The 25,436-nt window shown below is 29.6% G+C and carries 22 protein-coding genes; 16 read left to right on the top strand and 6 right to left on the bottom strand.

The window, feature by feature from the left end; translation table 11 throughout:
* Positions 1–39 precede the first annotated feature (39 nt).
* Both pbpC and L8V82_RS06795 read right to left on the bottom strand, forming a co-directional pair.
* On the bottom strand, positions 40–2,244 hold the full coding sequence (gene pbpC, locus L8V82_RS06800; protein ID WP_263724443.1) for a penicillin-binding protein 1C: 2,205 nt from the start codon (positions 2,242–2,244) through the stop codon (positions 40–42).
* Positions 2,241–7,526 (bottom strand): Ig-like domain-containing alpha-2-macroglobulin family protein, encoded by a 5,286-nt coding sequence (locus L8V82_RS06795; RefSeq protein WP_263724442.1) that lies wholly within the window; start codon positions 7,524–7,526, stop codon positions 2,241–2,243. The genes pbpC and L8V82_RS06795 overlap by 4 nt, the downstream gene beginning before the upstream one ends.
* A 99-nt stretch (positions 7,527–7,625) precedes the next feature.
* Here L8V82_RS06795 and L8V82_RS06790 point away from each other — a divergent pair, with 99 nt between their 5' ends.
* Together L8V82_RS06790 and L8V82_RS06785 are read left to right on the top strand one after the other, a co-directional pair.
* Positions 7,626–7,988: a hypothetical protein gene (locus L8V82_RS06790; RefSeq protein ID WP_263677494.1), complete on the top strand. Its 363-nt coding sequence runs from the start codon at positions 7,626–7,628 to the stop codon at positions 7,986–7,988.
* Between the two features lie 31 nt (positions 7,989–8,019).
* Positions 8,020–8,334: a hypothetical protein gene (locus L8V82_RS06785; RefSeq protein ID WP_263724441.1), complete on the top strand. Its 315-nt coding sequence runs from the start codon at positions 8,020–8,022 to the stop codon at positions 8,332–8,334.
* Here the strand turns inward: L8V82_RS06785 and L8V82_RS06780 are convergent.
* Together L8V82_RS06780 and L8V82_RS06775 are read right to left on the bottom strand one after the other, a co-directional pair.
* A complete protein-coding gene (locus tag L8V82_RS06780; protein ID WP_263692701.1) occupies positions 8,331–10,202 on the bottom strand; it encodes a mechanosensitive ion channel family protein in 1,872 nt (623 codons plus the stop codon). The genes L8V82_RS06785 and L8V82_RS06780 overlap by 4 nt on opposite strands.
* The gene (locus tag L8V82_RS06775) at positions 10,199–10,837 is read right to left on the bottom strand and encodes a carbonic anhydrase (protein ID WP_263692703.1); all 639 of its coding nucleotides are present in this window, start codon (positions 10,835–10,837) and stop codon (positions 10,199–10,201) included. Before L8V82_RS06775 ends, L8V82_RS06780 begins: the two co-directional genes overlap by 4 nt.
* 158 nt (positions 10,838–10,995) lie before the next feature.
* Here L8V82_RS06775 and L8V82_RS06770 point away from each other — a divergent pair, with 158 nt between their 5' ends.
* The 10 genes from L8V82_RS06770 (at position 10,996) to L8V82_RS06725 (ending at position 18,145) form a co-directional block, all read left to right on the top strand.
* Positions 10,996–11,697, top strand: a complete 702-nt coding sequence (locus L8V82_RS06770) for a Bax inhibitor-1/YccA family protein (protein WP_039619421.1) — start codon at positions 10,996–10,998, stop codon at positions 11,695–11,697.
* A gap of 102 nt (positions 11,698–11,799) precedes the next feature.
* Positions 11,800–12,144: a preprotein translocase subunit SecG gene (gene secG / locus L8V82_RS06765; RefSeq protein ID WP_012662194.1), complete on the top strand. Its 345-nt coding sequence runs from the start codon at positions 11,800–11,802 to the stop codon at positions 12,142–12,144.
* Positions 12,145–12,155: 11 nt separating this feature from the next.
* Positions 12,156–12,713, top strand: coding sequence for a ribosome recycling factor (gene frr, locus L8V82_RS06760; RefSeq protein WP_257397221.1), 558 nt, complete (start codon positions 12,156–12,158; stop codon positions 12,711–12,713).
* 2 nt (positions 12,714–12,715) lie between these two features.
* Complete coding sequence (pyrE, locus tag L8V82_RS06755; RefSeq protein WP_263724440.1) at positions 12,716–13,324, top strand: orotate phosphoribosyltransferase; 609 nt, start codon at positions 12,716–12,718, stop codon at positions 13,322–13,324.
* Complete coding sequence (locus tag L8V82_RS06750; RefSeq protein WP_263724439.1) at positions 13,324–13,740, top strand: RDD family protein; 417 nt, start codon at positions 13,324–13,326, stop codon at positions 13,738–13,740. Before pyrE ends, L8V82_RS06750 begins: the two co-directional genes overlap by 1 nt.
* Positions 13,737–14,759: a ribonucleotide-diphosphate reductase subunit beta gene (locus L8V82_RS06745; RefSeq protein ID WP_173786944.1), complete on the top strand. Its 1,023-nt coding sequence runs from the start codon at positions 13,737–13,739 to the stop codon at positions 14,757–14,759. The genes L8V82_RS06750 and L8V82_RS06745 overlap by 4 nt, the downstream gene beginning before the upstream one ends.
* A 124-nt stretch (positions 14,760–14,883) precedes the next feature.
* Positions 14,884–15,051, top strand: a complete 168-nt coding sequence (locus L8V82_RS06740; RefSeq protein ID WP_039619427.1) for a hypothetical protein — start codon at positions 14,884–14,886, stop codon at positions 15,049–15,051.
* Positions 15,052–15,061: 10 nt separating this feature from the next.
* Positions 15,062–16,579, top strand: coding sequence for a disulfide bond formation protein B (locus L8V82_RS06735; RefSeq protein ID WP_263692707.1), 1,518 nt, complete (start codon positions 15,062–15,064; stop codon positions 16,577–16,579).
* A 90-nt stretch (positions 16,580–16,669) separates the two neighbouring features.
* Positions 16,670–17,299 (top strand): protein-L-isoaspartate(D-aspartate) O-methyltransferase, encoded by a 630-nt coding sequence (locus tag L8V82_RS06730; RefSeq protein WP_263664091.1) that lies wholly within the window; start codon positions 16,670–16,672, stop codon positions 17,297–17,299.
* A 105-nt stretch (positions 17,300–17,404) separates the two neighbouring features.
* Positions 17,405–18,145 carry a carbonic anhydrase family protein gene (locus L8V82_RS06725; protein ID WP_263724438.1) on the top strand — a complete coding sequence of 247 codons (741 nt, stop codon included), beginning with the start codon at positions 17,405–17,407 and terminating at the stop codon, positions 18,143–18,145.
* 11 nt (positions 18,146–18,156) lie between these two features.
* On the opposite strand, the gene L8V82_RS06720 is transcribed toward L8V82_RS06725, so the two are convergent.
* Positions 18,157–18,789 (bottom strand): poly(A) polymerase, encoded by a 633-nt coding sequence (locus tag L8V82_RS06720; RefSeq protein ID WP_263724437.1) that lies wholly within the window; start codon positions 18,787–18,789, stop codon positions 18,157–18,159.
* Positions 18,789–20,597: a translational GTPase TypA gene (gene typA / locus L8V82_RS06715; RefSeq protein ID WP_220567072.1), complete on the bottom strand. Its 1,809-nt coding sequence runs from the start codon at positions 20,595–20,597 to the stop codon at positions 18,789–18,791. The genes L8V82_RS06720 and typA overlap by 1 nt, the downstream gene beginning before the upstream one ends.
* 127 nt (positions 20,598–20,724) lie before the next feature.
* Between typA and L8V82_RS06710 the strand changes: the two genes are divergently transcribed.
* The 4 genes from L8V82_RS06710 to L8V82_RS06690 are packed head-to-tail and all read left to right on the top strand — an operon-like array spanning position 20,725 to position 25,435.
* Entirely contained in the window at positions 20,725–21,063 is a 339-nt protein-coding gene (locus tag L8V82_RS06710; protein WP_039619431.1) for a hypothetical protein, read from the top strand.
* Positions 21,064–21,066: 3 nt separating this feature from the next.
* The gene (locus L8V82_RS06705; protein ID WP_263724436.1) at positions 21,067–22,746 is read left to right on the top strand and encodes a flagellar hook-length control protein FliK; all 1,680 of its coding nucleotides are present in this window, start codon (positions 21,067–21,069) and stop codon (positions 22,744–22,746) included.
* A 51-nt stretch (positions 22,747–22,797) separates the two neighbouring features.
* Positions 22,798–23,805 carry a flagellar hook capping FlgD N-terminal domain-containing protein gene (locus tag L8V82_RS07805; RefSeq protein WP_412175268.1) on the top strand — a complete coding sequence of 336 codons (1,008 nt, stop codon included), beginning with the start codon at positions 22,798–22,800 and terminating at the stop codon, positions 23,803–23,805.
* Between the two features lie 4 nt (positions 23,806–23,809).
* The gene (locus L8V82_RS06690; RefSeq protein WP_263677507.1) at positions 23,810–25,435 is read left to right on the top strand and encodes a flagellar hook protein FlgE; all 1,626 of its coding nucleotides are present in this window, start codon (positions 23,810–23,812) and stop codon (positions 25,433–25,435) included.
* Position 25,436 lies beyond the last annotated feature (1 nt).

Genomic DNA, 25,436 nt, shown 5'->3' with positions numbered 1-25,436 from the left:
GGGAAATGAATTTTATTTAGTGATTTTTATGAGTTTTATTTAAAATATATTAAAAGTTATAAAATCGCTTTGCCCATTTTCACTAATAATATTAAGAGTATATTTACCCTTTTTTAAATCTAAAGATAAAAGCTCTTCTTTTCCTTCAAAAATCAATTCTTGATTTAAATACCAAAAAAGTTTTTCTTTTTTAGGATTTATAAGCTTAATTAACAATTTTTGCTTATTTTTTAAATCTTTTGGCAAAATGATATTAAGATTATTTAGCGGATATATGATTTTTAAATTTTGGCTAGAGCTTTGTAAATTTTGCTTTTCTTTTGCAAAAAATGCTTGTGCATTAGAAGGTAAATTTAATATAATCTTTTTCTTTGCATGGATGAAATTTTCATCTAAAGAATCAACTTCTTTGTTTTTATACATAAAAACTTCTTTTAAAAATGGTGAAGTCCTTAAAACATTTGCACTTTGTGGGTAAAGTACTTCTTTAAAATCAAATTTATAATCATATCTATATCCTGTTTGATTTTCAATTTTGATAGTAACTAAATCACTAGGTTTTTCAAATTCTAAATTAACCCCCTCAAGTAAGGCTAAAAGCTCAAAAAACAATTCCCCCGCTATATTTACACCATATAAATTTGCATTTGCTTCGCCATTAAAATTTCCAACCCATACTCCTAAAGTGTATTTAGGAGAAGTTCCTATAGCCCAGGCATCTTTTCTCCCATAACTTGTGCCTGTTTTCCAAGAAATGATGGTATTAAAATCATATTGTCTTAAACCTGCTCGATCTAAATCCTTTAAGGTTTGTAAGGTTAAAAAGCTTGCTCCATCACTAATAAGCTTTTTATCTTCTTTAGTAAATGCATTTTCTTCATATAAAAGTTCTTTAAAATTTCCATAATTTCCAAGCCCTAGATAAATTTTTACCATATCTTCTAAGCTAAATTCTTTTGTGCCTAAAATCAAAGAAAGTCCGTATTTTTTAAAATTTTCATCTTCAAAATCTAAAATATCTTTGAGTTTATAAAAAAACTTCTCATACCCATATTCTGCAAGCAAGCTTACAAAAGGAATGTTAAGTGATTTTTGTAAAGATTCTTTTGCGCTAATAAGGCCATGATATTTTTTATTTGCATTTTGCGGGGCAAAATTAGAAAAAAATGTAGGCACATCAAGCATTAAAGATTCAGGTGCTATAAGCCCCTCATCTATCGCAAAAGCAAAAAGCAAAGGTTTTAAAGTTGAACCCACACTACGCTTTGCTATCACTCCATCAACTTGACCAAAACTTGCAAAATCATAAAAATCATTAGAACCTACATAAGCTAAAACTTTATTTGTTTTAGTATCTGCTAATAATATAGCTAAATTTTTTATACCCTTTTGCTCTAATTTATAAGAATATTCTTTAGCTTTTTCTTCGAATTTGATTTGAATTTTTTTATCTATACTAGAAATGATTTTTTCTTTATCCGCTAAAAGCCTGCGCGCTAAATGTGGAGCTAAGTTTTTTCTTGCTTTAAAGCTAGGAAGTTTTTCAGCCTTTGCAAGAGTTAAGATATCTTTAGAAAAATATCCCTTTTCAAAAAGCCTATCAAGCAAAGCATTGCGTTTTTTTAAAAGCTTATCTTTGTTTTTTTCAAGATTAATCAAACCTGGATTATTAGGAAGCACAGCAAGCAAGGCTGCTTCACTCCAAGTAAGATCTTTTAAATCTTTTTCAAAATAAAACAAACCCGCACTTGCAACACCTACTAAATTTCCTCCATAGGGAGCATTGTTTAAATAAAGCTTTAGAATTTCATCTTTTTCATAAGCACTTTCTAAAGCAAAAGCTTTGATAATTTCGTTAAATTTATTAAAATATGTGCGTTTATTTTGCTCTAGAAGTTTGATTGTTTGCATAGAAATCGTGCTTGCACCACTTCTTTTACTTGAAAAAAGATTATTTTTAAAAGCTCTTATAAGTGCTAAAAAATCTACTCCATAATGAGAATAAAAATTTTTATCTTCATACAAAATAACTGCACTTTTTAATTTTTGTGGTATAAAATCACTCTCTAAATGCCATTGTTCATTAGCATCTAAAAATACACTAAGAATTTCTTTGTTTTTATCAAGCAAAACCTTGCTATAAGTGCCTTTAAATAAATCCTTGCTATCAAAACCAAAATAAACTAAGCCTATGTAAAAACATAGGCTTAAAAAGCATATCGCAAGGCTTATTTTGATTTTCACTGCACTACTTTGACTCTTTTACTCTCACTTAAAGCTTTATAAGCATTATCATACATTGCTTCAGCATAAGCTCCACTCAAAGTATAAACACCTGGAGTAACAGCACTTAATTTCACAAAAAATTCTCTTGATTCATCAGAATATAAAGGAAAGAAATACATGATTTTATCATCTCTTATATCGACAAAGTCATAATAAGAATTTTTCACAAAATCAGGAGCTTCATCATCTAAAAGATCATGCACTATCTCCCATCCACTTGGTAAAATTTGAGTTAAAGCTATATTAGAAGTGCCTGGATAATTTTTATTTGATATTTTTAATTTCATATAAAAAATTTGAGAACTTTTTATAGCGCTTTCATCTATTTCGTTTCCATTTTCATCATAAAAACTTCTTTCTATATACATACGCTGTGCAAAAGGCTCAGCAATACCTTTTTTAATACCCTCTACTCCAAAATGTACAAAAGTATCTTCTTTAGCTTCTATCAAAGCACCGCCTTGATTAAATTCAAATTTAGAAAAACTTGTATTGAGCTTTTTACTCTCACTATTAATTTTTACTCTTGCATTGATGGTTTTAGAACTTTCATCACTAAAACTATTTGCCAAAGCATATAAAGCATAGCCTGTGCTTTGAGTGCTAAGCCAAGCTTGGCTTTCTAAAGTTTTTTTAATATCATCTAATAATTCATCATTATCTTTACCATAGATTATTTTATACGCATTTGCAATAATAGCTTCATCTCTTAGAAAAGATCCATAAGTATGAGTATAATTAGCTTTTCCATCAGGCTTTGTGCTTAAATTTTTAGCTATATTTAAAGCTACCTCATCAAAACCTGCTAATTTATAAGCTGCGCCAAGTTGCCAAAGACTTACATTATTTAGGCTTTGCAAATAAGTACTATCTTCATAAATAGCATTCATTATGCTTAAATTTGGCTCTTTAGCTAAGGCTAAAAGATATAAAGAATTTATTCTAATTTCTTTATTTGTTTGAGCTTTTAAAACATAGCGTTTTTGATAATCAAGCCATGCTTTAAACATACCCTCACTCACATAATAACCTCTTTCTTTAGCTAAAATCATAAACATACCCGCATAATTACTTCCCCAAGCATCAGAATCTTTAAGTCCTTGCCAATAAGCAAAGCCACCATTAGCAGTTTGAAAATTTGCGTATTTGCTTAACAATGCATTGATATTGTTAATATTTTTTTGCTCATTTGCTCCTTGATCAAGTTTTTGCAAAAAAAGTTGTGGTAAAGCTGCTGAAGTGCTTTGCTCTATACATCCATAAGGATAATTTTGCAAGTATTTTAATCTATGATTTATATTTAAAATAGGCTTAGAACTCACACTTAAAAACGCCACTGGATTAATATAATCTTGTGTGATTTTAAACTCCATAGAAGTATTTGCAGGAATTTTAAAAGATTTACCCTCATAAGTAATGGTATTTAGCGCTTTTATATCAATTTGCGTATTTTGAGTATAGGTGTAATCTTTTGCATTTAAACTTAACTCTATTTCTTCTACTCCAAGCTTGTTTGAATTTACTTTTGCATTAACATAAATATCTTTGCTTTTTTCATTACCAAAGTCAATTAAAATTTCATCGTTTTCAAAATTTATGAGCGAATTTTTTGTTTTTAATTTAAGTTTTGCATTTTTTACATCATCATCTACTTTAAATACTTGTACCAAAAGCTTAAACTCATCATCAAGCCTTAAAGCCCTTGGCAATGTTTCAAGCATTACAGCAGGTGCGCTAACTTGGATATCTTTAGAAGCACTACCAAAACCTGCTAAGTTGTTTGCCACTACCATAACTCTAACCGAACCTAAGTATGATGGCATATTAAATTTTAATTTTGCATAACCATTTTCATCACTTTGTACTGGCTCTTGAAACAACACAACAGGTTTAAAGCGTCTTGCTTTTTCATCATTTTTGCTTTTATTTGCTCTACTTTCTAAGAAAACATCACCACCCGTAGTTAATACCTTAGAAGCATTAGAAATATTTTTAGCAATGATTTTATCATAGGTATCATATATGCTCATATTAAAGCGTGTTTTTTGATAAAAATATCCCCAAATATCCGGGGTTTTAAAAGCATTCACATCAAGCAAGCCCTCATCTACAATAGCTACAGTATAAGTATAACTTTGCTTGTTTTTACTTTGAATTTCTACTTCAAAATCTTGTTTTGGCATGATTTTATCCGGTACTTTTAAATCAAGCTCGATTTTACTTTGCTCATCTACTACATTTAAAGGCACCACGCCAAAAAGTCTTAAGGCTCTATCGTTGGTATATTGATCATAATCTTGAAGTAAAATCACGCTCACATAAACATTTGGCATATATTCTTTAAGAATAGGAATTTCAACCTTTGTAATATCTTCATGCGTATCTATCACAAAGCGTTTTAAAACCTTTGCATTATCATTTAAAGTAACAATAGCTTTTGCACCCTTAACACTTTCAAATTCTATAAAAGCTGTTTCATTTGGCTTGTATTCTTTTTTATCACTTTTTATTTTTAAAGAACTCACTATATCGGCATTACTTGGCGCACCAAAACTACTAATATAAAAAAACTCTCCTGTGCTTGTTTTACTTTGCACATCTTCAAGTTCTATAAACATTTCACCATGGTATTCTTTTGGATCAAATTCTATTTTAACCGGTTTATCCTTACTTAAAATACTTCCTTGAGTAATGATTTGTGTGTTTTTATCTTTTTTGAGTGATTTTAAAAAATCATCATAATTATCATAATCCCACCACCAAGAATAATCATTTGCATAAATAGTATATTTAATTTCCCTATTTGCTATCAAATTCTCATCTAAATCACTTACAATGGCTTCAAAATTGATAATAGAACCTGAGCTTAAATAGCGATTTTTTAAACGCTTAATACCTACAAAATATTCATGCAATATCACTTGTGAATTTACAAGTGCTTCAACTGATCTTGAACCTTTTTCAAAAACCCTAGCTCTTATGCTAGCTTCTAAATTATATGGGGTATTTTTTAAAAAGTCATTTAAAGCAAATTCTTGCTTTGTAAAGCCATTTTCATCTAACATACCTTTTAAATTATCTTGATATTTTTGTACTAAAACACTAGGATTTGAAAAAATGTATTCTGGGTATTTTGAATTTTTATATTCTTTTTTACTCACAAATAAATCAGCTTGATATTGCAAATTACTTGCTGGTGTTCCAAAAAGATATTTTGAGCTAATATTAAAATCTAATTTTTCATTTTCTTTTATACTTTTTGGAGCTTGCATGGATACTTTTATACGATTTGGCACTATATTTTGCACTAAAATTTCTTTATCAAAAACCATATTTGCAAATTCAACCCTAGCTAAATACACTCCACTTAAAGCTTGCTGATCAAGTGAAATCTTTTTATAAAAAGTTCCATTACTCAAAGGTTCAAGCTTGATTTTATCTAAAAGCTTTTTATTGCGTGGATCAAAAAAACTTAAAAATATAGGATGATTAACAGCTCCTTTATCATTTCTTGCAACCATAGTTAAATAGATATCATCACCTGGTCTATAAACCCCTCTTTCTGTGTAAATAAATACTTTATTTTGAGAAGTTAAATCAAAACCATCAACATCAAAACCATCATATAATAAAGGTGAGCTTAAGCGCAAGATAGAAGCTTGTTTATCTTTTGAAGCAATGATAAATAAAGCTTTTGATTCATCAATATCATCAAAGACAGCCAAACCATTATCATCACTCATTTTAGAAGCTAAAACTTGATTGCTTTTACTAATAACATCAACCTTAACCCCACCTAAAGCCTTTTGCGTGGTAAAATCTCTCACATCTACAAAAAGCTTTTTATTTAAATTTTGAGCAATCAAAGCTATATCTGAAAAAATTAAGTTCTTACTTACTTTTGCTTTTTGGTTAAAAAATCTATATTTTTTCCAACTCTCCATTCCCTCATCAAAAACATAATCAACATCTTCTTCTTTAAAATAAAGCTTGACTATAAACACACCACTTAAATCTTTTAAACCATCTAATACGATCTCATTTTCTTGCCACTGATTTTTGGTATTTTTTATATCAAAATCTTTTTTTAACACTATTTCACTAGTATAATCACTCTCTGAAAAAATATCACTATCATAATCGCTTAAATTTTTAGCACCTTGAAGATTTTTATATCTTAAATATTCACTTAAGTTATTTGAAAATACTTGATGAACTTCCAAACGAACTTTTTTAACATTCATACTCTTAAAAGCTATTTTTTTACTCGCTTTGCTAGATAAAAATACCCCTTGATTTGTAAAACTTATAGCAGGCTCATAGTCTTTTAAACTTACTTGAGTTTTATAATTTTCTTTTGTGCTAATTCCATCAGCACTTTTAATCCCTTGAGCAAGTTGAATTTCATAAGTTTTATTTGGAGAAAAATCACCTGTAAGTTTGATTTTATTTCCAAAAGCTAATGCTTTAAAATCTACTTTGGGAGTAATAAAAATCAATTCTTTTAAATTTTGATCTTGCGAAATATTTTGAGAAAAAAGTAATTCTATGTTTTTATTAACTATATTTGCATTTTGAAAAACAAATTCACTCTTTGCAAGCAAAATATATTCTAAATCTACATTGTTTTCTAAGCCTAAAATGTCTTTATTAAAAACCACTTTTACATTAGTATTAGTATTTTTGATACTTAGTGCTTTAGAATATACACTTGCCATATCACCTTGAATGATGATTTTATCTATTTGAATTTCTTTTTCTTGTGCAGTAATCTTAATAGCTTTTAACAATTCATCTTTATTAAGAGTATAAAAACTTTGAATATTTAAAATTAATACACTCTCATCATTTGAAATATTTTGAAAATATCCTTTAATATCTAGTTTTTCAAAAGGAGTTTGGACTTTTAATTGTACTTTTTCATTTGCTAAAATATCATTTAAGTCTATAAAAATATCGTATTTTTGATTTGCTTTTAAAGCTGTAAAAATATTTAATCTTGTAGACGTTTCAAGCTCATATTTTACTTTTGTCTTTTGATTATTAACAATAATCTCTCTTTCTTTTATAACACCTATTTCTTGATTAATAATATTAGTATTAAACTCTACAAAAATACTTTGTGTATTTTCATTAAAACCATAAGCTCTTATAGCAGAACTTTTATCCTCATTTTTAGAGCAAGCAAACAATAAACTTGCAAGTAAAAAAGTAAAAAAACAATGTAAAAATCTTCTCATATAAACCTCATTTAGTAAATTTTTCAAATTATATCTAAATTCACTCTTGCTTCACTCAAAAAATTATATAATTCTTGCATAAAAAATAAAGGAGAAAAAATGAAAAAGAAAATCGCTACATTATTAACGGCTTTAAGCCTTTCAAGTCTTGCTTATGCAGATGGAATTTATGGTGTGATAGTAGATGTAAATGATGGTGCAAAAACTATTTTAATTGACACCACTTATGGTCAAAAAATGAATGTAAAAATTCTACCAAATACTGAAATTGATATGGATGATTGTGGTATTTTTGGTATGGATAAATATGGTACTTTTAGAGATTTAAAAGTAGGAACTTTTATAGAAGCTGAAGTTTTCCATGGCTATGCTCAAACAACACCAAATCCACAAACGCCAAATCAAGTTCAAAATATAACTGCCAAAGAAATCAAAATCGAATGCAAAAAAAGAGCTTATTAAGCAAAATAACTCCTAAAAAGGAGTTATTTTAATGCGTTTTTTTCTTATATTAATTTGCATTAGCACTTTTGCATTTGCTTATAAAGTTCAAGGTATCTTAAAAAACACCACTGCAAATACATTGAGTATTCAAACAAGTTTTGACAATAATTTAATCATCACTGTTTTACCCCAAACACGCATTGATATTTATAGTTGTGGAATTTTTGGAAGTAATAAAAAACAAGCTAATGTACAAGATTTAAAAAAAGGAAGTCTTGTTAAAATTAAAGGTAGTAAAAATGGAAGTATTATCATCGCTGAAAAAATTATAGTTGAATGCGATGATCAAAGAAGAGCTTATTAAGATAATAACTCTTCTTTGTCTTCTTTATTGATTTTTTCTATATAAAGACTTTGTGAAGGAAAAGCAAAGCTAAGTTTATTTCTTTCAACAATTTTCATCAACTCAAGTAAAATACTTTGTCTTGCCTCTCTAAAACCTGCAGCATCTACTGCTTTAGTATAAAAATACACTTCTATATCGATAGAACTTGCACCAAAACCACTCACAGCCACATAAGTACTATTTTTATACCCTTCTAAGTCATTTACTGAAACTAAATTTTGTCTATATCTAGCACGCGTTCCGCCATGATTTAACGCACTATCATCAACTTGGGCTATCAAAGGACTAGTTGCTAATAAATATCTTATATCTTCTACGCATTGTTCAAGTTGCTCAGGTCTTGCATCATAAGTTACACCGATAAATAATTTTACATGACGTCCTATTTTTCTTTTGCTCCAATTTTTTATATTTGTTCCCATGATGGTTGAGTTTGGTAAAAATACTAAAGAATTATCAAAAGTCCTAATGGTGGTTTTTCTAAGTCCAATCTCTACTATGGTTCCTTCTATACCTGAAATTTCCACCCAATCGCCTTGATTAAAACTATTATCAAAAAGCAAAAGCACAGAAGCAAAGAAATTTGCGATAATATCCTTAGCTGCTAATGCCACAGCCAAACCACCAATACCTAAAGATGCAATCAATGCTGAAATATTAAACCCTAAATGCGCTAAAACAAATAAAACAGCTATCACTATAATGATAAAATATAAAATTTTAATGATTAAATTAACCACTTCGCGTTTGCCACTTTTTTCAGCAAGCTTTGCAACAATCACCATACCATAACTATCAAAGATATTTATCACAAGCCAAGCAGTTAAAATAACATAAGCAATGGATAAAATATTACTAATTCTTATATCAACAGGTGCAGGATAGTAAAAAATAGTAAAACAAATTCCTATAGCATAAGCAAATAAAAACCAACCCACTGGCCCTTGAAGTTTTTCTAGAAAATGAGTTTTTATCTCCATATTAGCTGAATTTTTTCCAAACAAGCGTATGAGTATAAAATATAAAATCTTTGCTAGATAAAATTTCAAAGAATAAAAAAAGACAATTACAACAATAGAAATAACTATTTTTCCAACATTTACACTACTAATAGAAGTTTGTTCGTTAATATAATTAATTGCATTTTGCAAGCCTAAACCTGTAAATAAAAAGTTAGTCTCAAGCAAACTAGCATTGTTTCTTAGATAAACTAAAATTTCATTATAAGATTTTATAGCATTTCTTAAATTATTTTCATTGATTTCTAAGGTTCTAAGCTGAGCAATATCATTAATTTTTTCTTTATCTAAAGTAAAATTAAACACCATATCTTCTTTAAGTACATCAATACTTTTATCAATAATACTTCTTATAGTCTGACTTTGCGCTCCTTCGATAAAAACTTTTTCTAATTCAAAAATACATAAATAAAAATGCTCCGCAGAGGTTAAATTTAAAAGTTTGATTTTATTATCCACATAATCATAATATCTTTTTTTAGCTTGAGCATTTTCAACACTTTTTTGCAAAGCATTTTTAGTTTTTAAAAAGTCTTTTGCTTCTTTATCATCAATTTTTTGAGATACCATTTTTAAAGGCAAAGTGGTTAAAAGCGCGGTTTTTTGTTTTTCTATTTCTTTAATATTATCTTGAAATTCAGTGCTATTTGTATCACTATTTTTAAAGCTTTCCAAAAGTAAATTAAGCTCTATATAATTTTGCACTAGGGCAAAAATGCTATTTTTATCCTCTAAAATATTTTTTTCTTGCGCATGTAAGGTATTAATAAATAAAAAAAATAAAACAATACTAATAATCTTTTTCATACTTTTTTTACCCTCTCTTGAATTAAAACAAAATTTTCAAAATTAAAATCATATTCATAAATTTCACCCGTTTCTATGATGTAATACCAAGCATGGAGTTCAATTTCTTTTTTATTTAAAGCCTCTTCAACACCTGGATAAGTTAATAAATTTTGCAAAGAATTTACCAAATTCATTTTTTCAGTCATCCAAGCACGCATAGCTAAATCATTACCTGCAACTTTTAAAACCTTATTTTTTATAGGCTCAAGTAAGGTGAGCCATTTTTTAACATTAGGCATATTTTTTAAATCATTTTCATTTGCATATAAAGCCGCACAGCCTCCACAATTACTATGACCACAAACTATAATATTTTTTATATGTAAAGAATTAAAAGCATACTCAATAGCTGAAGTTGTTGCTAAAAAATCATCCCCTACTCTATAAGGTGGGACTATATTGCCTATATTTCTAACAACAAAAAGCTCCCCTGGCCCTGTATTAGTGATTAAATTTGGTATCACCCTTGAATCAGCACAACCTATAAAAAGCGTATGAGGATTTTGCTTGTTTTTTAAACTTTCAAAAAGCTCTGCATGCTCTTTAAAATCTTCTTGCATAAATTTTAAAGCACCTTCGATCAAGTCTTTCAAGAAAAGTCCTTTTTTGGTTTTAATAAAACATTATACTAAATTATTTTTACTTAAAATAAATCTATAAATTTATTTTTTGTTGTATTTTTATGTGGTTTTAATCTTTCATTTATCTTTTTTTTGTAAATTTTAGTTTTAAAAATTATTGGAGGATTTTAATGAGTCTTTATGATAGAGATTATTCTAACTCTAAAACTCAAGAATTTGAAGGTTATGCTAGAAGTGATTTAAGCATTTTTATAAAACAAACTTATCAGCTTTTTGCTGCTTCATTATTAGCTGCAACAGCGGGCGCTTACATAGGAATTTTTGCCCTAGCGCATTTATTTGCACAATCTCAAGCAACTTTTTGGATTTTATTTATTGTTGAAATTGGTTTATTGTTTGCATTACAATGGAAAAAAAGAGAAGCTCCGCTTAATTTAATTTTACTTTTTGCCTTTACTTTTGTTTCAGGGCTTACTTTAACACCACTTTTATATTCAGTTTTAGCACTTCCTGCAGGAGCTAGCATTATCGCTCAAGCTTTTGCTTTAACAACAGTAGCTTTTGGTGCTTTAAGTGTATTTGCTATGAATACAAAAAGAGATTTTACTATGATGGGAAAAATGCTTTTTATAGCTTTAATCGTTATCGTAGTGGCTTCTTTAATTAATCTATTTTTCCAAAGCTCACTTGTAAGTTTAGCTATTTCTGGTATTGGTGCGATTTTATTTTCTTTTTACATCCTTTATGATACTCAAAACATCATTAGAGGAAACTATGAAACACCAATCGAAGGCGCAGTTGCTCTTTATCTTGATTTTATCAACCTTTTCATCTCTCTTCTTAATATTTTAAGAAGCTTTAATAGCAGATAAAAATTTGCGAGATTTTTTCTCGCAAATTTTCTTTACCTCTTTCAAGTTTTTATCAAACTTTTTAAGTTAAAATACTCATTTTATTTTCAATAAGGAAAATTCATGACTACTCTTTTAATTATTTTGCAATTTGCAATTGTTGTGATTATTTGTATTGCAGTTTTATTACAAAAAAGTTCAAGCATAGGACTTGGAGCTTATAGTGGAAGTAATGAAAGTTTATTTGGAGCAAAAGGTCCTGCGGGATTTTTGGCTAAATTTACTTTTGTAATGGGTGTTTTACTTATTGCTAATACAATTGCCCTTAGCTATATGTATAATAATGCTAACTCTAACTCACTTGCTGAAAAAGCAGAACAAATTTTACCAAAAGCACCTGAGACAAATACAACTAACATTCCAGTTGCACCAAGTGCCCCAATTAGCGAAAGCAATACTAGCAAATAAAAGGAAAAATCATGCTAAATGAAATTTATACCAAGCAAAAACAACAATCGGATAAAAGCTTAGAGGCTTTAAAAAAAGATTTTACCACTATAAGAACTGGTAAAGTAAATATCAATATACTTGATCATATTCATGTAGATTATTATGGTAGTGCAACCCCACTTAATCAAGTAGCAACAGTTTTAGCAACCGATGCTTCAACCATTAGCATTACTCCTTGGGAAAAATCAATGCTAAAAGCTATAGAAAGTGCTATAGCCGCAGCAAATATAGGAGTAAATCCAAACAATGATGGTGAAAGTGTAAAATTATTCTTCCCACCTATGACAAGAGAACAAAGAGAAGAAAATGCTAAAAATGCCAAAGCTATGGGAGAGAAAGCTAAAGTAGCCATTAGAAACATTAGAAAAGACGCAAATGATGCAGTTAAAAAACTAGAAAAAGATAAAGCAATTTCAGAAGATGAAGCTAAAAAAGCTTATGATGAGGTTCAAAAACAAACTGATAGCTACACAGCAAAAGTAGATGAATTAGTTAAAAATAAAGAAGCAGAACTTTTAAAGGTTTGATAATGAACTTAGAACAAATTTATAAAGATTGTGGAGCATACCTACAAGGACATTTCTTGCTTAGCTCAGGAAAACACTCTGAGTTTTACCTTCAAAGCGCTAAAGTTTTAGAAAATCCAAAACTAGCAGGTGATCTTTGTGATGAGCTTGCAAAAGTTATTGCTAGTTTTAACATTGAATTTGATAGCATTTGTTCTCCTGCTTTGGGTGGAATTTTAGCAGGTTATGAGCTTGCTAGGGCTTGCGATAAACGCTTTATTTTCACTGAGCGCGTAGAAGGAGTGATGAGTCTTAGACGTGGTTTTGAAGTAAAAAAAGGCGAGAAATTTATCGTTTGTGAAGATATTATTACAACAGGTGGTTCTGCACTTGAGAGTGCAAAAATCATCGAAAGTTTAGGTGGAGAAGTAGTAGGTTTTGCAGCTTTAGCAAATCGTGGTTTTTGCGCGGTAAAAAATTTAAATAATCCAAGAAAAGAAAATGCAAAATTGCCTGAAAACTTACCACTTTTTGCACTAGGAAATTTTGAATTTGATATTTATGAAGCAGATGCTTGTCCACTTTGTGAAAAAGGCACCAAAGCTATCAAACCTGGTAGTCGTGGAAACTAATGAAAACTAAAGCAAAAATAGCTACTCGCTTTTTAAGATTTAAAGCTTTTTTGATTGATCTATTTTTGCTTTATGTGCCTGTTTTATATTTATTTTATTTTACACTTGGCTCTAAAGAAGCCTTTTTAAACAATCAACTTATAATTTTTTTATGTTCTTTGCTTTTTGGGCTTTTACAAGCCTTATTTTTAGCAAAAAAAGCTCAAAGTCCTGGACTTAAAGCTTATGATTTATATTTAATTGATCTTAAAAATGGCCAAAAACTTAATTTTTTTAGAATACTCTTACGCTATATGATTTTTATCGTAAGTTTTGGTTTGTTAATCGGCTTTTTGGTAAGTTTTTTAAGAAAAGATACTTTGGCTTTGCATGATATTTTAAGTCAAAGCGTTATTGTCACAAAGGTAGAAAAATGAATAGAAAAAGAATTTACAACCCAAAATCAAACGAAACTTTAAATGATAGAAAAGTATTTAATGGTAATCCTCATGGGATTTTAAATTTTACTAAAGCAAAATACACTTGGGCTTTAAAACTTTGGGATTTAATGGAGGCAAATACTTGGTTTCCAAAAGAAGTAGATACAACCAAAGACGCGCTTGATTATCGCTGTAATCTAACCGTAGCAGAAAAAAGAATGTATGATTTAGTTTGGTCTCAACTTATCTCAATGGATAGTTTTCAAACAAACAATCTTGCTGATAATATTAATCCTTACATCACAGCACCTGAAATCAATGCAGTTTTAGCAAGACAAGCTTATGAAGAAGCAAACCATTCAAAATCTTATGCGGTAATGGTTGAAGCAATCTGTGAAAATACAGACTTAATTTATGAAATGGAAAAACATGATGAAACTTTAAGAGAAAAAAATGATTTCATTTCAAGCATTTATGAAGAATTAGCCGGTGAAGTGGATGATAATAAACTTTTGCTTGCAATGGTAGCAAATCAAATCTTAGAAGGGGTATATTTTTACAGTGGTTTTACTGCTATTTATGCTTTAGCACGTGCAGGAAAAATGCTAGGTTCAGCACAAATGATACGCTTTATACAAAGAGATGAGATCACGCATTTGTTATTATTTCAAAATATGATTAATTCTGTACGCAAAGAAAGACCTGATTTATTTAATGACACTAATGTAAGTAAAATCTATGATATGTTTAAAAAAGCAGGCGAACTTGAAATCAAATGGGGTAAATACATCACTCAAAATCAAATCATGGGCTTTACAGATGATATTATAGAAGAATATATTCATTATCTTGTTGATCAAAGACTAATTGCTATTAATCTTGATAAAATTTATAATGCAAAACATCCTATTAAATGGGTGGATGATTTTTCTAAATTTAATGATCAAAAAAGCAATTTCTTTGAAAGCAAAGTTACAAATTACTCCAAAGGAAGCTTAAGTTTTGATGACTTCTAAGTCACAAAACTACTCATTTTTTTATACTTTTTAAATCAAATCTCTTTTTTAATTTAATATTTTATTTTTATTTATTCTAATATAGTAAAATCGGCGGTTTTTATTTTATTTATAAGGAGTAATTATGGAGTTTTTAGAACTTTTGTTAATCTTTATCGCCATAGTTCTCATGATAGTTAAACCAGAAAAAGAAAAACTAGCTTTTTCTATACTTGTAATTTCATGGGCTATTATGGTATTTGACTATTTAGGTCGCAAATCAGGCGCAATCTTAGGCCTAATGAATCTATAAGGTGGCAAATATGTGTGATATTAACAAAACTAAATTCTTTTATTTTTTAATGTGTTTAGCAGGCTTTTTAGTTATCTTAATGCCTGTTGGAACTGCAAACTTGATTTTTGGCTATATGCTAGGTGATAGCCCTTGTACTTCTTGTTGGGGTCAAAGAGAATCAATGATTTTCATCGGTGTAGCGGCTTTATTTATTGTGCGCTATGGTGTGAAAGGTAAATTTTTAGCTTTCCTTTTAATCGCAACTGCTTTTGGTTTATGGCAATCATTCAACCATGTTAGTTGGCATGCGCATCGTGATCTTGATCAAGGTTTTGGCTTACCTATTTTTGGCTTACATACTTATTTTTGGGCTGAAGTAGTATTTTGGGCTGTAGTTTTATTGCTTGGTGTTATTTTTGCTTTTGCTCCAAAATTTGGTTCTTTTGAAAAAGAAATGGAAGGAGCTAGCTTTAGAAAACTAACCAAATTTAACTTAGCTGCTATGGTTATTGTTGCTTTTATCGTAGCTTCAAATGTATTCCAAGCTTTTGTAAGTACTGGTCCTATCCCATATAGCGGACAAGGCGATCCAGTTCGTTTTAGTTTAAATCCTAAATACATCATTTGGTCTGATTCAGGTTGGAGTAAAAGCTGGAAAAGTTTCTCTATACTTGGAGCACGCGATGTAAAAGAACCTGATTTTGCTTTTGCACCTGCTAGCGAGAAACTAGGTATTCAATTTGATAATAATATTAGTAATGCTCCATTTGCAAATATCGATGAGAGCTTAAAAATAGCTAGCGAAACCAAAATAGAATTCCCTAAAGCTATCAATACACTTGATTATATCAATGGAGAGTATGTTGCAAGTTCAAAATGGGAAGTATTTTTCCTAGATAATAATTTTAGCACTAAAGTTGATTTTGTTTTAGATCCATATTTTTCAGCTACAATCAACCCTATCGTAGGAATTATCCCTTATTTAGATAACAAATACATCTTAATGGGTTCTAATAAATCTTTCTTAAGATTTGCTCAAAATCCTAACGCAGATGATGCTTTACAATATGCACACTTTATGAAAGGTGCAGATAAATTTGAAGGAACTGGCAAGGATTTGGGTCGTGGTAGAATTGATACAGTTAGAGCTAAATTCCACCATATCTTAAGTACAACTACCGATGGAAAATATATGTACACAGCAACTGTTCCAAACAATAAAGACGCAAAAACTTTTGTAATTTCTAAAATTTCTTTAGCAGATAGAGTTCTTTCAGCTGAATTTACTCCTAAAGCTAACTTAAAAGAAGGAAAAACTTTAGGCGATCTTTATATAACTTCAATGGCATTTAAAGATGGTAAAATTTATGCATTAAGTAAAAAACATAATGTTATTGCTGTAATTGATCTAGATAAAGAAGAAGTTGTAAAAACTATTTCTTATCCAGAAAATATAACTAATGCAAGAAGCTTATTCTTTAAAGATGGCAAAATGCACATCTTATCTTATCAAGATGGATCAAACATCCTTTATACACTTGATTAATCTTAAGGCGTTTTTACGCCTTAAGGATTTTAAAGCTAGATAAATAAAATTTAAGATAAAATAACGCTTTTTATCAAGGAGTGCTTATTGATTCATATATTTGAACAAAAACAATGCCAAACCATGGCAGAAGAAATTCGCAAAAATACTTTCATCAATGAAGAATTATTTGAAGCTTTTTGTTCTACTCCAAGAGAAATTTTCTCACCTTTAAAAATGCATGCTTATAGACTTGATGCGCTTCCTTTAATGGGCAATCAATGGATAAGCTCGCCTTTAACCGTGGCTAAAATGACTATGGCGCTTGATTTTAAAGATGCTGATAGTGTTTTAGAAATAGGTTGTGGTAGCGGGTATCAAGCTGCGATTTTAAGTAAGCTTATTAGAAGAGTTTTTACCATAGAGCGCATTGAAAAACTTGCGATTAGCGCTATAGAAAAATTTAAAAAACTAAACTATGCTAATATTCATGTAAAATTTGATGATGGGCAAAATGGTTGGAAAAATTATGCACCTTATGATAGAATTTTACTCTCAGCTTATATAGAGCATATTCCAAATGTATTATTTGATCAACTTGAAAACAATGGAATTTTAGTAGCTCCTTTACTCATAGGAAATCAACAATTTATTACTAAATTTACCAAAAAAGATGGCGAGATTAGCAAAGAAGTTTTAGATGAATGCCTTTTTGTGCCTATTAAAGATGGTAAAGAATAATCTTGCTAATTTTTAAGATAAATATTTAATTTTAATATAATTATTTTTAAACATAAGCTTTTTATAGGGGATGTTTTTTTATAATTATGCTAAAAAAGGAATATTATGAGTTTTAAAAAAATACTTTTTGGTTTATTTACCACTAGCATGCTTTTTGCCTATGAGCAAATGCCTCAAAATGCCTCACATGGAAATTTCATAGACAAAGACAAATGGAAAAATTTAGATAAAAACTGGATTTACTGTGAAAGTGGTTTAAATCAAGATTTTATCAATATAAACAGTAAAAAGGCTACAAACAAAAATCATTCTTTAGAATTTAACTACTCAAATGATTCTTTTGGCTTAATAAATGATGGTTATACCATAAAAATGCATTTTGCAAGCAATGGAAGTCATATCATGCTAGATAATACAGCTTATAATTTATCTCATTTTCACTTCCATAGTCCATCAAAAATTTCTATTGATAAAAAATCTTATCCTTTAGAAATTCATTTTAGCCATGTAAGTCAAAAAGGCGATATAGTAGTAGTTGTGCTGTTTTTACAAGAAGGTACGGAAAATCCTTTTATTAAAAAAATCATTCGTGCTTTTCCTAAAAAAGAAGGCGATAAACTTTATGTTCAAGGCTTAAGTGCTAATGAGTTATTGCCAAATAACCTTCAATCTTTTTATATCTTTAAAAACAAACTCAACAAGCCTTGTAATCAAAAAATCACTTGGATAGTTTTAAAAGACATAAGCTATGCCTCTAAAGAGCAAACCCAAACCATACAAAATTTAATGGGAAAAAATGAGAATTTAAAAATACAAGAAATTAATAATTTAGAACAAAATGATTAAGTAAGCTAAACTTAATCATGTATAAAAGCTTGAATTTTTTCTAAATTAGTTCTAAAAAGTTTAAAATTTAACTCGCTTGAAATTTTTAAATCAGCAAAAAAAGGATTTTTCAAACTTGCTATGAGCAAATAATCATCTTTTTTTAAAACTCTTTGTGTAGAAAATTCTTTATCCTTTACTTTTTCAAAAATACTTTCATTTGAGTTGATATCTTCTTTTAATTTCTTACTATAAAGCAAAATTCCACAAAAGAAATTCCCAAATTCATCTTTAAATTTCACATCATAAAGAATAAAATCATCAAAAACAAAAGAATTTTGAGAATGATAAGTTTTTAAAGAAAAATCAAAAGCAATTTTTTCAAAATCTTTTTGATCAAAACCTTGTTTGTCAAATTTAGCATTGTTTTGTTTTAAAAATTCCTCACACATTTTAAACACAAGCTCATTGCGTCCCCACATAAGCTTTCTTCCTAAAATTCTAAAAAACAAAACTCCTGCTAAAACAGCAAAAAACAAAGCTATAATTACATCTTTACTAAATTGAAAAGCAAGAAAAAATATAACCAAAGCTTCAGCAAATGCTAAAATTTGCAAAGCTTTGAGTCTTTTGTTTAAAGCTTGTCTTATGGCTTCAAAATCCATTAAGACTTAGCCTTTTCCATTCTTTTTCTTTGAGTAGGATCAAGATATCTTTTTCTAACTCTAATATTTTGTGGAGTAACCTCTACAAGCTCATCTTCTTCTATCCACTCTAATGCTCTTTCAAGGCTTAATTTTCTAGGTGGTACAAGCTTAATTGCATCATCACTTCCACTTGCTCTAACATTCGTTAAATTTTTACCTTTAATCGGATTAACATCTAAATCATTTGGGCGTGAATGCTCACCTATAATCATACCTGTATATACTTTTGTTTGAGGATCGATAAACAATACCCCTCTATCTTGTAAATTAAATAAAGAATACCCTAGTGCAACACCATTTTCCATAGAAATTAACGCGCCATTATTTCTTTTTTCAACTGCCCCGCTAAATGGACGAAACTCTAAAAAGCTATGGTTCATCACACCCTCGCCTTTGGTATCTGTTAAAAATTGTGATCTAAATCCTATAAGCCCGCGCGCAGGAATTTCAAACTCAAGTCTTGTTTGACCATCTCCGGTTGGTGTCATAGTTTTCATTTCAGCTTTTCTTTTACCTAGTTTTTCAATCACAACCCCGGTAAAATCATCAGGCACATCAATCACTAAATGCTCAAATGGCTCTGTTTTAACCCCATCTTCTACCTTAACGATAACTTCAGGTCTTCCCATACAAAACTCAAAACCTTCTCTACGCATATTTTCAGCCAAGATAGTTATTTGAAGTTCGCCTCTTCCGCTTACTTTAAATTTACCCTCACCTGTGCTTTCATATTTCATAGCAATATTAGTTTTCATTTCAGCTTCTAAGCGTTCTGCGATTTTATTTGAAGTTACATGCTTGCCTTCAGTACCCGCTAAAGGGCCATCATTTACTGAAAATACTATACTTAAAGTTGGTTCTTCTATATGTAAAGGATCAAGTGGCATAGGGTTGTTTGGATCTACAACGCTATCTCCTACATCTAAAGCTTCAAAACCTGCAATCGCTACAATATCGCCTGTCCCTGCTTCTTCAATATCCATTTTTTCTAGACCCATAAAACCAATAAGTTTTGAAATTCTTCCATTGATTTTAGAACCATCTGCCTTAGCAAGCATTACATTTTGATTTTTCTTTACTTTACCATTAAAAATTCTTGCAATTCCTATTTTACCAACGAAATTATCATAACCTAGAGTAAAAACTTGAAGCTGTAAAGGGTTTTCATCGCTACCACTTGGAGCAGGTACGCGCTCAAGTATAGTCTTAAACAACGGCTCCATATTAGTACTTTCATCTTCAAGTGCAAGTTTTGCATAACCATTTTTAGCAGCTGCATAAACCACTGCAAAATCAAGTTGCTCATCATTTGCCTCTAAAGCCACGAAAAGATCAAAAATTTCATTGATTACTCTTTCAGGATCAGCAGCTGGTTTGTCGATTTTATTAATAACAACAATAGGTTTAAGCCCTAAAGATAAAGCCTTTTTTACCACAAATTTAGTTTGAGGCATAACCCCTTCTTGCGCATCAACTAAAAGCAAAACTCCATCAACCATTTTTAACACACGCTCAACTTCACCACCAAAATCAGCATGGCCTGGAGTGTCTATGATGTTTATTTTGGTGCCTTTATAATTAATAGCAGTATTTTTAGAAAGTATAGTAATACCTCTTTCTTTTTCTATATCGTTGCTATCCATTACGCGCTCTGCTATTTGCTCACGCTCGTTAAAAGTTCCTGATTGCTTTAAAAGCTCATCTACCATTGTTGTTTTACCATGATCAACGTGAGCTATAACGGCTATATTTCTAATATTATCCAAGTTTTTCTCCAAAGTCTTAAATTTAAAATCTAATATTATATAAAAAAAATGCTTAAAAATTAAGATTAGCAAATTGGAACACTTGTTGCTTTTGTCTTGGATAAGAATTATTTTTAAGGAGAAAAATATGTCAAACCTAAATACTCAAATCTTTAACGCTAACTTAGAAAAACAAGGAACTTCAGTTTTAAATAGTAAGCATTTTATGGAACTTTTAAATTATTTAGAAGTTGTAAATTCAAACGAAGAAAAAGAACTAAACTATGCAAAGCTTTCAAGCAAAGTAAGTGAAATTTTAGATGATGCTCATAATGAAAATGCAGTTTTAAATGCTAAAAATATAGAAGAATTGTTAGTAATATTTAAAAACTTTAATCTTTCTCATGAAAATTTAAAACTTGATTGTGCAGCACAATTACAAAATTTATTTCCAAATTTAGCAAAAAATAATTTTTTAGTAGGTTAATTAATGTCAAATATCCAAGCAGGCGATGCTTTAAACTTACTAAGCATCGCTCCACAAAATGAAAATCCTAGCAAAGAAAGTACTAATTCACAAAGCGATGGAGAGGAATTTTTAAATTCCTTATTGCAAGCAATAAACGAAAAAGATGGAAGTTTACCAAAAGACTTTAAAGCACCACAAAAAGAAAATAAAAACGAGAGCTTAAAAGAAGCCATTGATGATAAAGCTCAACTAGATGAAAAAGATGCTATAAAGCTTTTTGAAGGTGCAAGTTTTATGCAAATTCTTTCTTTATTAGAGGTTTTACAAAGCGATAGCAAGGATATAAAATTAAATAAACTTGTCCAAGATAATACTGCTATTTTAGCTCTTGAAAAAAACTTACACAAGCTTAAAAATATCAAAAATATTAATGAGCTTTTTAATATAGTAAAAGAGCTTGGATTAAATATCAAAAATATAAAATTTGAGCAAATTAAAGATTTAAAAGAAGCCTTTCCAAATCTTGACAAAAAAGGTTTTTTTAAAACACCAAATTTAAATAATAAAGACTTAATTGAACCACAAAAACAAAACAATACTAATGTTTTTCAAGATTTAATCAATCAAAAAATTACCAAACTTTTAAAAGAAGAACCAAATACAAGCAAAAATGCAAAAAGCAAAGAAAATGAAGGTGTTTCTTTGCTTTCTTCTGCTTTAAAAAACATAGAACTTCCAAAAAAAGATGTAAAAGCAAAAGAAAATATTCAAAACATAGATTTTAAAGAAAAACTAGTAGAAAAAATACAAGATAGCAAAGAAATCAAAGACACAAAAAATATAAAAAATATTAGTAAAAATGATAAACTAAATGATATTGAGCTTATCAATCTAACTCAAAATCCAAACTTAAAAAAAGAAATTAAAAACAAAGAAAAGATAGATTTTAAAGAAATATTAAAAAATGAAAAATTAACCACTAGCGAAGATAGCTTTAGTAAAAAAATAAGTTCTGTTTTAGAAAATTCAAAAGATTTAAAAACCGAACTAACAAATACAAAAAATATCCAAAATTTACAAAATCAAAATCAAGATTTGAAAATTAACTTAGAAAATTTACTAAACACTCAAGAAAAACAATTAAAAACAGATAAAAATACTCAAAACACAGACAGTTTTAGTGATATTTTTAAAAGCACTAAAGAAGTTATAAAAGATGAAAAAGATCATAGCGAGGAAAATTTAAATTCTTACGTGAAAGAAATGAATAGAGTTTCTAATAATTTTGTAAAAAATCAAAATATTCCTATGAAAGAAACTTTCAATGATTTTGCTCAAGAATTTAAAGAAAAACTAGAAAGTTATAAAGCGCCTATAACACGCTTTAGTATAACTCTAAACCCGCACAATCTCGGGGAAGTAGAAGTAACTTTAGTCCAAAGAGGATCTAATCTAAACATCAGCTTTAATTCTAATCAAAATACTTTAAATCTTTTCATACAACATCAAGCTGAGTTTAAAAATGCTCTTGTAAATATGGGCTTTACAAATTTAGAAATGAATTTTAACAACCAAGAAAGAAAAGAGCAAAATAATCCACAAAAACAAAAAAATAACAACAATAAAGAAGATAAGGTGAATTTTGAAAAAGAAATTCAAGAAAAACCAAGCTTAGAGATGGTTTTAGCTAAATATTTTTAGTATGGAATATTTTTTGCTTTAAGCTTTAAAAACATATAAAAAAGGATTTTTATGTCAAATATAAATACACAAACTCTTCAAGGTCCTTTAGCAGCACTTAACACCAAAGATATGCCAAATGCTAAAGGAAATGCTAGAGCTGGGGAAGGCGATAGTGGGTTGATTTATAACCCTGGAGCAGAGCTTGACAAGGATGCATTTTTAAAGCTTCTTTTGATAGAACTTCAACATCAAGATCCAACTGATCCTATGGATACTGAAAAAATGCTTACTCAAACAGCACAACTTTCAGCACTTGAAATGCAAGATAATACTAATAAAACTATGACTCAGCTTGTAGTAGCAATGACTAAATTACAAAATTCTATTGCAGCAAGTACTGGTATGAGTGCATTAGCTGCGGTTGGAAAACTTGCAACGGTTAAGGATAATTATCTTGTAGTGGCAGATGATGATATACAATTTCAAATTAATATGTATTTACCACAAGAACCACAAAAAGGTAAAAAGACTGATATTGATATTGAAGGTTTTGAACTTAAGAAAAATGGCGAGGATAAACTAGATATCACGGGTAAGGTAGATAAAGAAATAGCAGGGCCTGGAGAAACTATATATGTAAAATTAGTTGATGATAAAGGCCAAGAAGAAACTGTTAAAGCAGTAGTTGGAGAAGATCAAACCTTTAAGGTTATAGGACATACTCCAAGCGTTGATATCAAAACAGCTAAGATTGATTCAGCTTATAAATCAGATAGTGAACCTGTAACATTTACTATTTATAATGAAGCAGGAGATCCTGTAAGAACAATGAAAGTTAAAGATATGACTGCTGGTATGAAGCAAATTGTTTGGGATAGAACCGATGATAGTGGAAATCCTGTACCATCTGGCAAATACTATGTAAGAGCAAGCTATATAGGCGAAGATGGAACGACAGTAAACTCAACTTATGGTGCATACCCGATTACCGGTGTTAAATTTGAAGATGGCGAAGCTCTAGTTGGTATGGGCGGTAGCTGGGTTAAATGGGAAGATATTAAAGAAATTACAGGATAAAATCATGTTTACAGCATTTTATAATGGGGTAAATGGAGTAAAATCCCAAAGTTATGGTATAGATAATACTGCTCATAATATAAGCAATGTCAATACAGTCGGTTTTAAATACTCCGATGTAGCTTTCAAAGATGTATTTTATAGCACCATAACAACGCAATCCTATAATAAAGGTCAAACTGGTTATGGTAGCGTAGCAGGAGCTACTAATGATATTTTTGAACAAGGACCATTAGTTTCTACTGATAATGAATTTGATGTGGCTATTGCCGGAAAAGGCTTTTTTGGTGTAAGCAATGGCAATGGGGTTTATTATACTAGAAATGGTGCTTTTAAACCTGATGCAAATGGCTTTTTAGTAGATTCAAACGGAAATTATGTGCTTGGAACTATGAATCCATCATTAAAAGAAATTCAACTAAGTGATAGAGTTTCAAATATGTTTGGTCAAGTTATGGGACAAAAAGTTACCACAGCTTGGAGTGGAACACCTGGACAGAATTTCCAAATGGGTGGAGTTAATACTCAAGGACCTATTTCTGTACCTAAAAATCTTTATTTGCCACCTCAACCGACGCAAAATATCACTTGGAGTGGCAATTTAGATACAAGCACCAAAACAGAAGCAGTAAATGTAGATGTAGATGCTTCTAAATTTGAATTTAGTAAAAATGAAGATGGTAGTGTAAAAATTTCAGGTAGTGTAAAAGATGAGCAAATTTATGGCTTAAAACCTGGTGATACTATATATTTTAAAATTACCGATGAAAAAGGTGCTAGTCAAACACTACAAGCTACCTTAGATGAGAATTTAGCTTTTAGTATTGATAATCAAAAACTAGATAAAGTAGATTTAGAAACAGCTAAGTTAGAATCATCTCATTTAAGTGTAGAAAAAGAAGTAGCTGATAGCTCAGAACTTTCTGCAAAATTAATCAATCCTGATGGTTCTATTAGTTGGGTAAGAGTTAAATTAGATAGAGTTTTACCACAAAATGGCACAGACTTAGAATACAAAGCTGTTGCTCAAGTGTATGATAATGATGGAAATAAAATAGGTGGAACTACCGAGGGCTTAATCACCTTTAATGAAGCTGGAGCTTTAGTTTCTAACACCTTAAATTCAGTAGATAACAACGGTACAAGAGTTAATATAAATCTTGGTTCATATTATGATCCAAATATACCAAATTCAGGTTATGATGGACTTCATGCCTTACAAAACAAACAACCTTCAGTACATACACAAACAGATGGTAAAGGCGAAGGGTTTTTAAATAATTATTCTATTAACACAGATGGTACTATCATTGCCACTTTTACTAACGGCGATCAAATAGCTATGGCAAAACTTGCTTTGTTTAATTTTACAAACGAACAAGGCTTAGAAAAGCTAGGAGAAAATCTTTATGGACAAACTAGCAACAGTGGCAATCCAACCTTTTTGCTTGATGCTAATGGAAATTTCAGCACAGCAACCTTTAAAGGCTCTTATTTAGAGCAATCCAATGTAGATTTATCGGTAGCTTTTACAAATTTAATTACTTTACAAAAAGCTTATGATTCAAGTAGTAAAAGCATCACAACAGCTGATCAAATGATACAAAAAGCAATCAACATGAAACGCTAAT

This window comes from Campylobacter sp. IFREMER_LSEM_CL2151 (assembly GCF_025771725.1).
In the GTDB taxonomy this organism is placed as follows: domain Bacteria; phylum Campylobacterota; class Campylobacteria; order Campylobacterales; family Campylobacteraceae; genus Campylobacter_D; species Campylobacter_D lari_C.
The sequence above is the reverse complement of the archived record's forward strand: the minus strand, read 5'-3'. Positions and strand labels throughout refer to the sequence as shown.

Excerpts from the sequence above, each read along its gene's own strand:
- L8V82_RS06795 (WP_263724442.1), bottom strand. The coding sequence starts at position 7,526 with ATGAGAAGATTTTTACATTGTTTTTTTACTTTTTTACTTGCAAGTTTA.
- L8V82_RS06790 (WP_263677494.1), top strand. The coding sequence starts at position 7,626 with ATGAAAAAGAAAATCGCTACATTATTAACGGCTTTAAGCCTTTCAAGT.
- L8V82_RS06785 (WP_263724441.1), top strand. The coding sequence starts at position 8,020 with ATGCGTTTTTTTCTTATATTAATTTGCATTAGCACTTTTGCATTTGCT.
- L8V82_RS06780 (WP_263692701.1), bottom strand. The coding sequence starts at position 10,202 with ATGAAAAAGATTATTAGTATTGTTTTATTTTTTTTATTTATTAATACC.
- L8V82_RS06770 (WP_039619421.1), top strand. The coding sequence starts at position 10,996 with ATGAGTCTTTATGATAGAGATTATTCTAACTCTAAAACTCAAGAATTT.
- secG (WP_012662194.1), top strand. The coding sequence starts at position 11,800 with ATGACTACTCTTTTAATTATTTTGCAATTTGCAATTGTTGTGATTATT.
- frr (WP_257397221.1), top strand. The coding sequence starts at position 12,156 with ATGCTAAATGAAATTTATACCAAGCAAAAACAACAATCGGATAAAAGC.
- pyrE (WP_263724440.1), top strand. The coding sequence starts at position 12,716 with ATGAACTTAGAACAAATTTATAAAGATTGTGGAGCATACCTACAAGGA.
- L8V82_RS06750 (WP_263724439.1), top strand. The coding sequence starts at position 13,324 with ATGAAAACTAAAGCAAAAATAGCTACTCGCTTTTTAAGATTTAAAGCT.
- L8V82_RS06745 (WP_173786944.1), top strand. The coding sequence starts at position 13,737 with ATGAATAGAAAAAGAATTTACAACCCAAAATCAAACGAAACTTTAAAT.
- L8V82_RS06740 (WP_039619427.1), top strand. The coding sequence starts at position 14,884 with ATGGAGTTTTTAGAACTTTTGTTAATCTTTATCGCCATAGTTCTCATG.
- L8V82_RS06735 (WP_263692707.1), top strand. The coding sequence starts at position 15,062 with ATGTGTGATATTAACAAAACTAAATTCTTTTATTTTTTAATGTGTTTA.
- L8V82_RS06725 (WP_263724438.1), top strand. The coding sequence starts at position 17,405 with ATGAGTTTTAAAAAAATACTTTTTGGTTTATTTACCACTAGCATGCTT.
- L8V82_RS06720 (WP_263724437.1), bottom strand. The coding sequence starts at position 18,789 with ATGGATTTTGAAGCCATAAGACAAGCTTTAAACAAAAGACTCAAAGCT.
- L8V82_RS06710 (WP_039619431.1), top strand. The coding sequence starts at position 20,725 with ATGTCAAACCTAAATACTCAAATCTTTAACGCTAACTTAGAAAAACAA.
- L8V82_RS06705 (WP_263724436.1), top strand. The coding sequence starts at position 21,067 with ATGTCAAATATCCAAGCAGGCGATGCTTTAAACTTACTAAGCATCGCT.
- L8V82_RS07805 (WP_412175268.1), top strand. The coding sequence starts at position 22,798 with ATGTCAAATATAAATACACAAACTCTTCAAGGTCCTTTAGCAGCACTT.
- L8V82_RS06690 (WP_263677507.1), top strand. The coding sequence starts at position 23,810 with ATGTTTACAGCATTTTATAATGGGGTAAATGGAGTAAAATCCCAAAGT.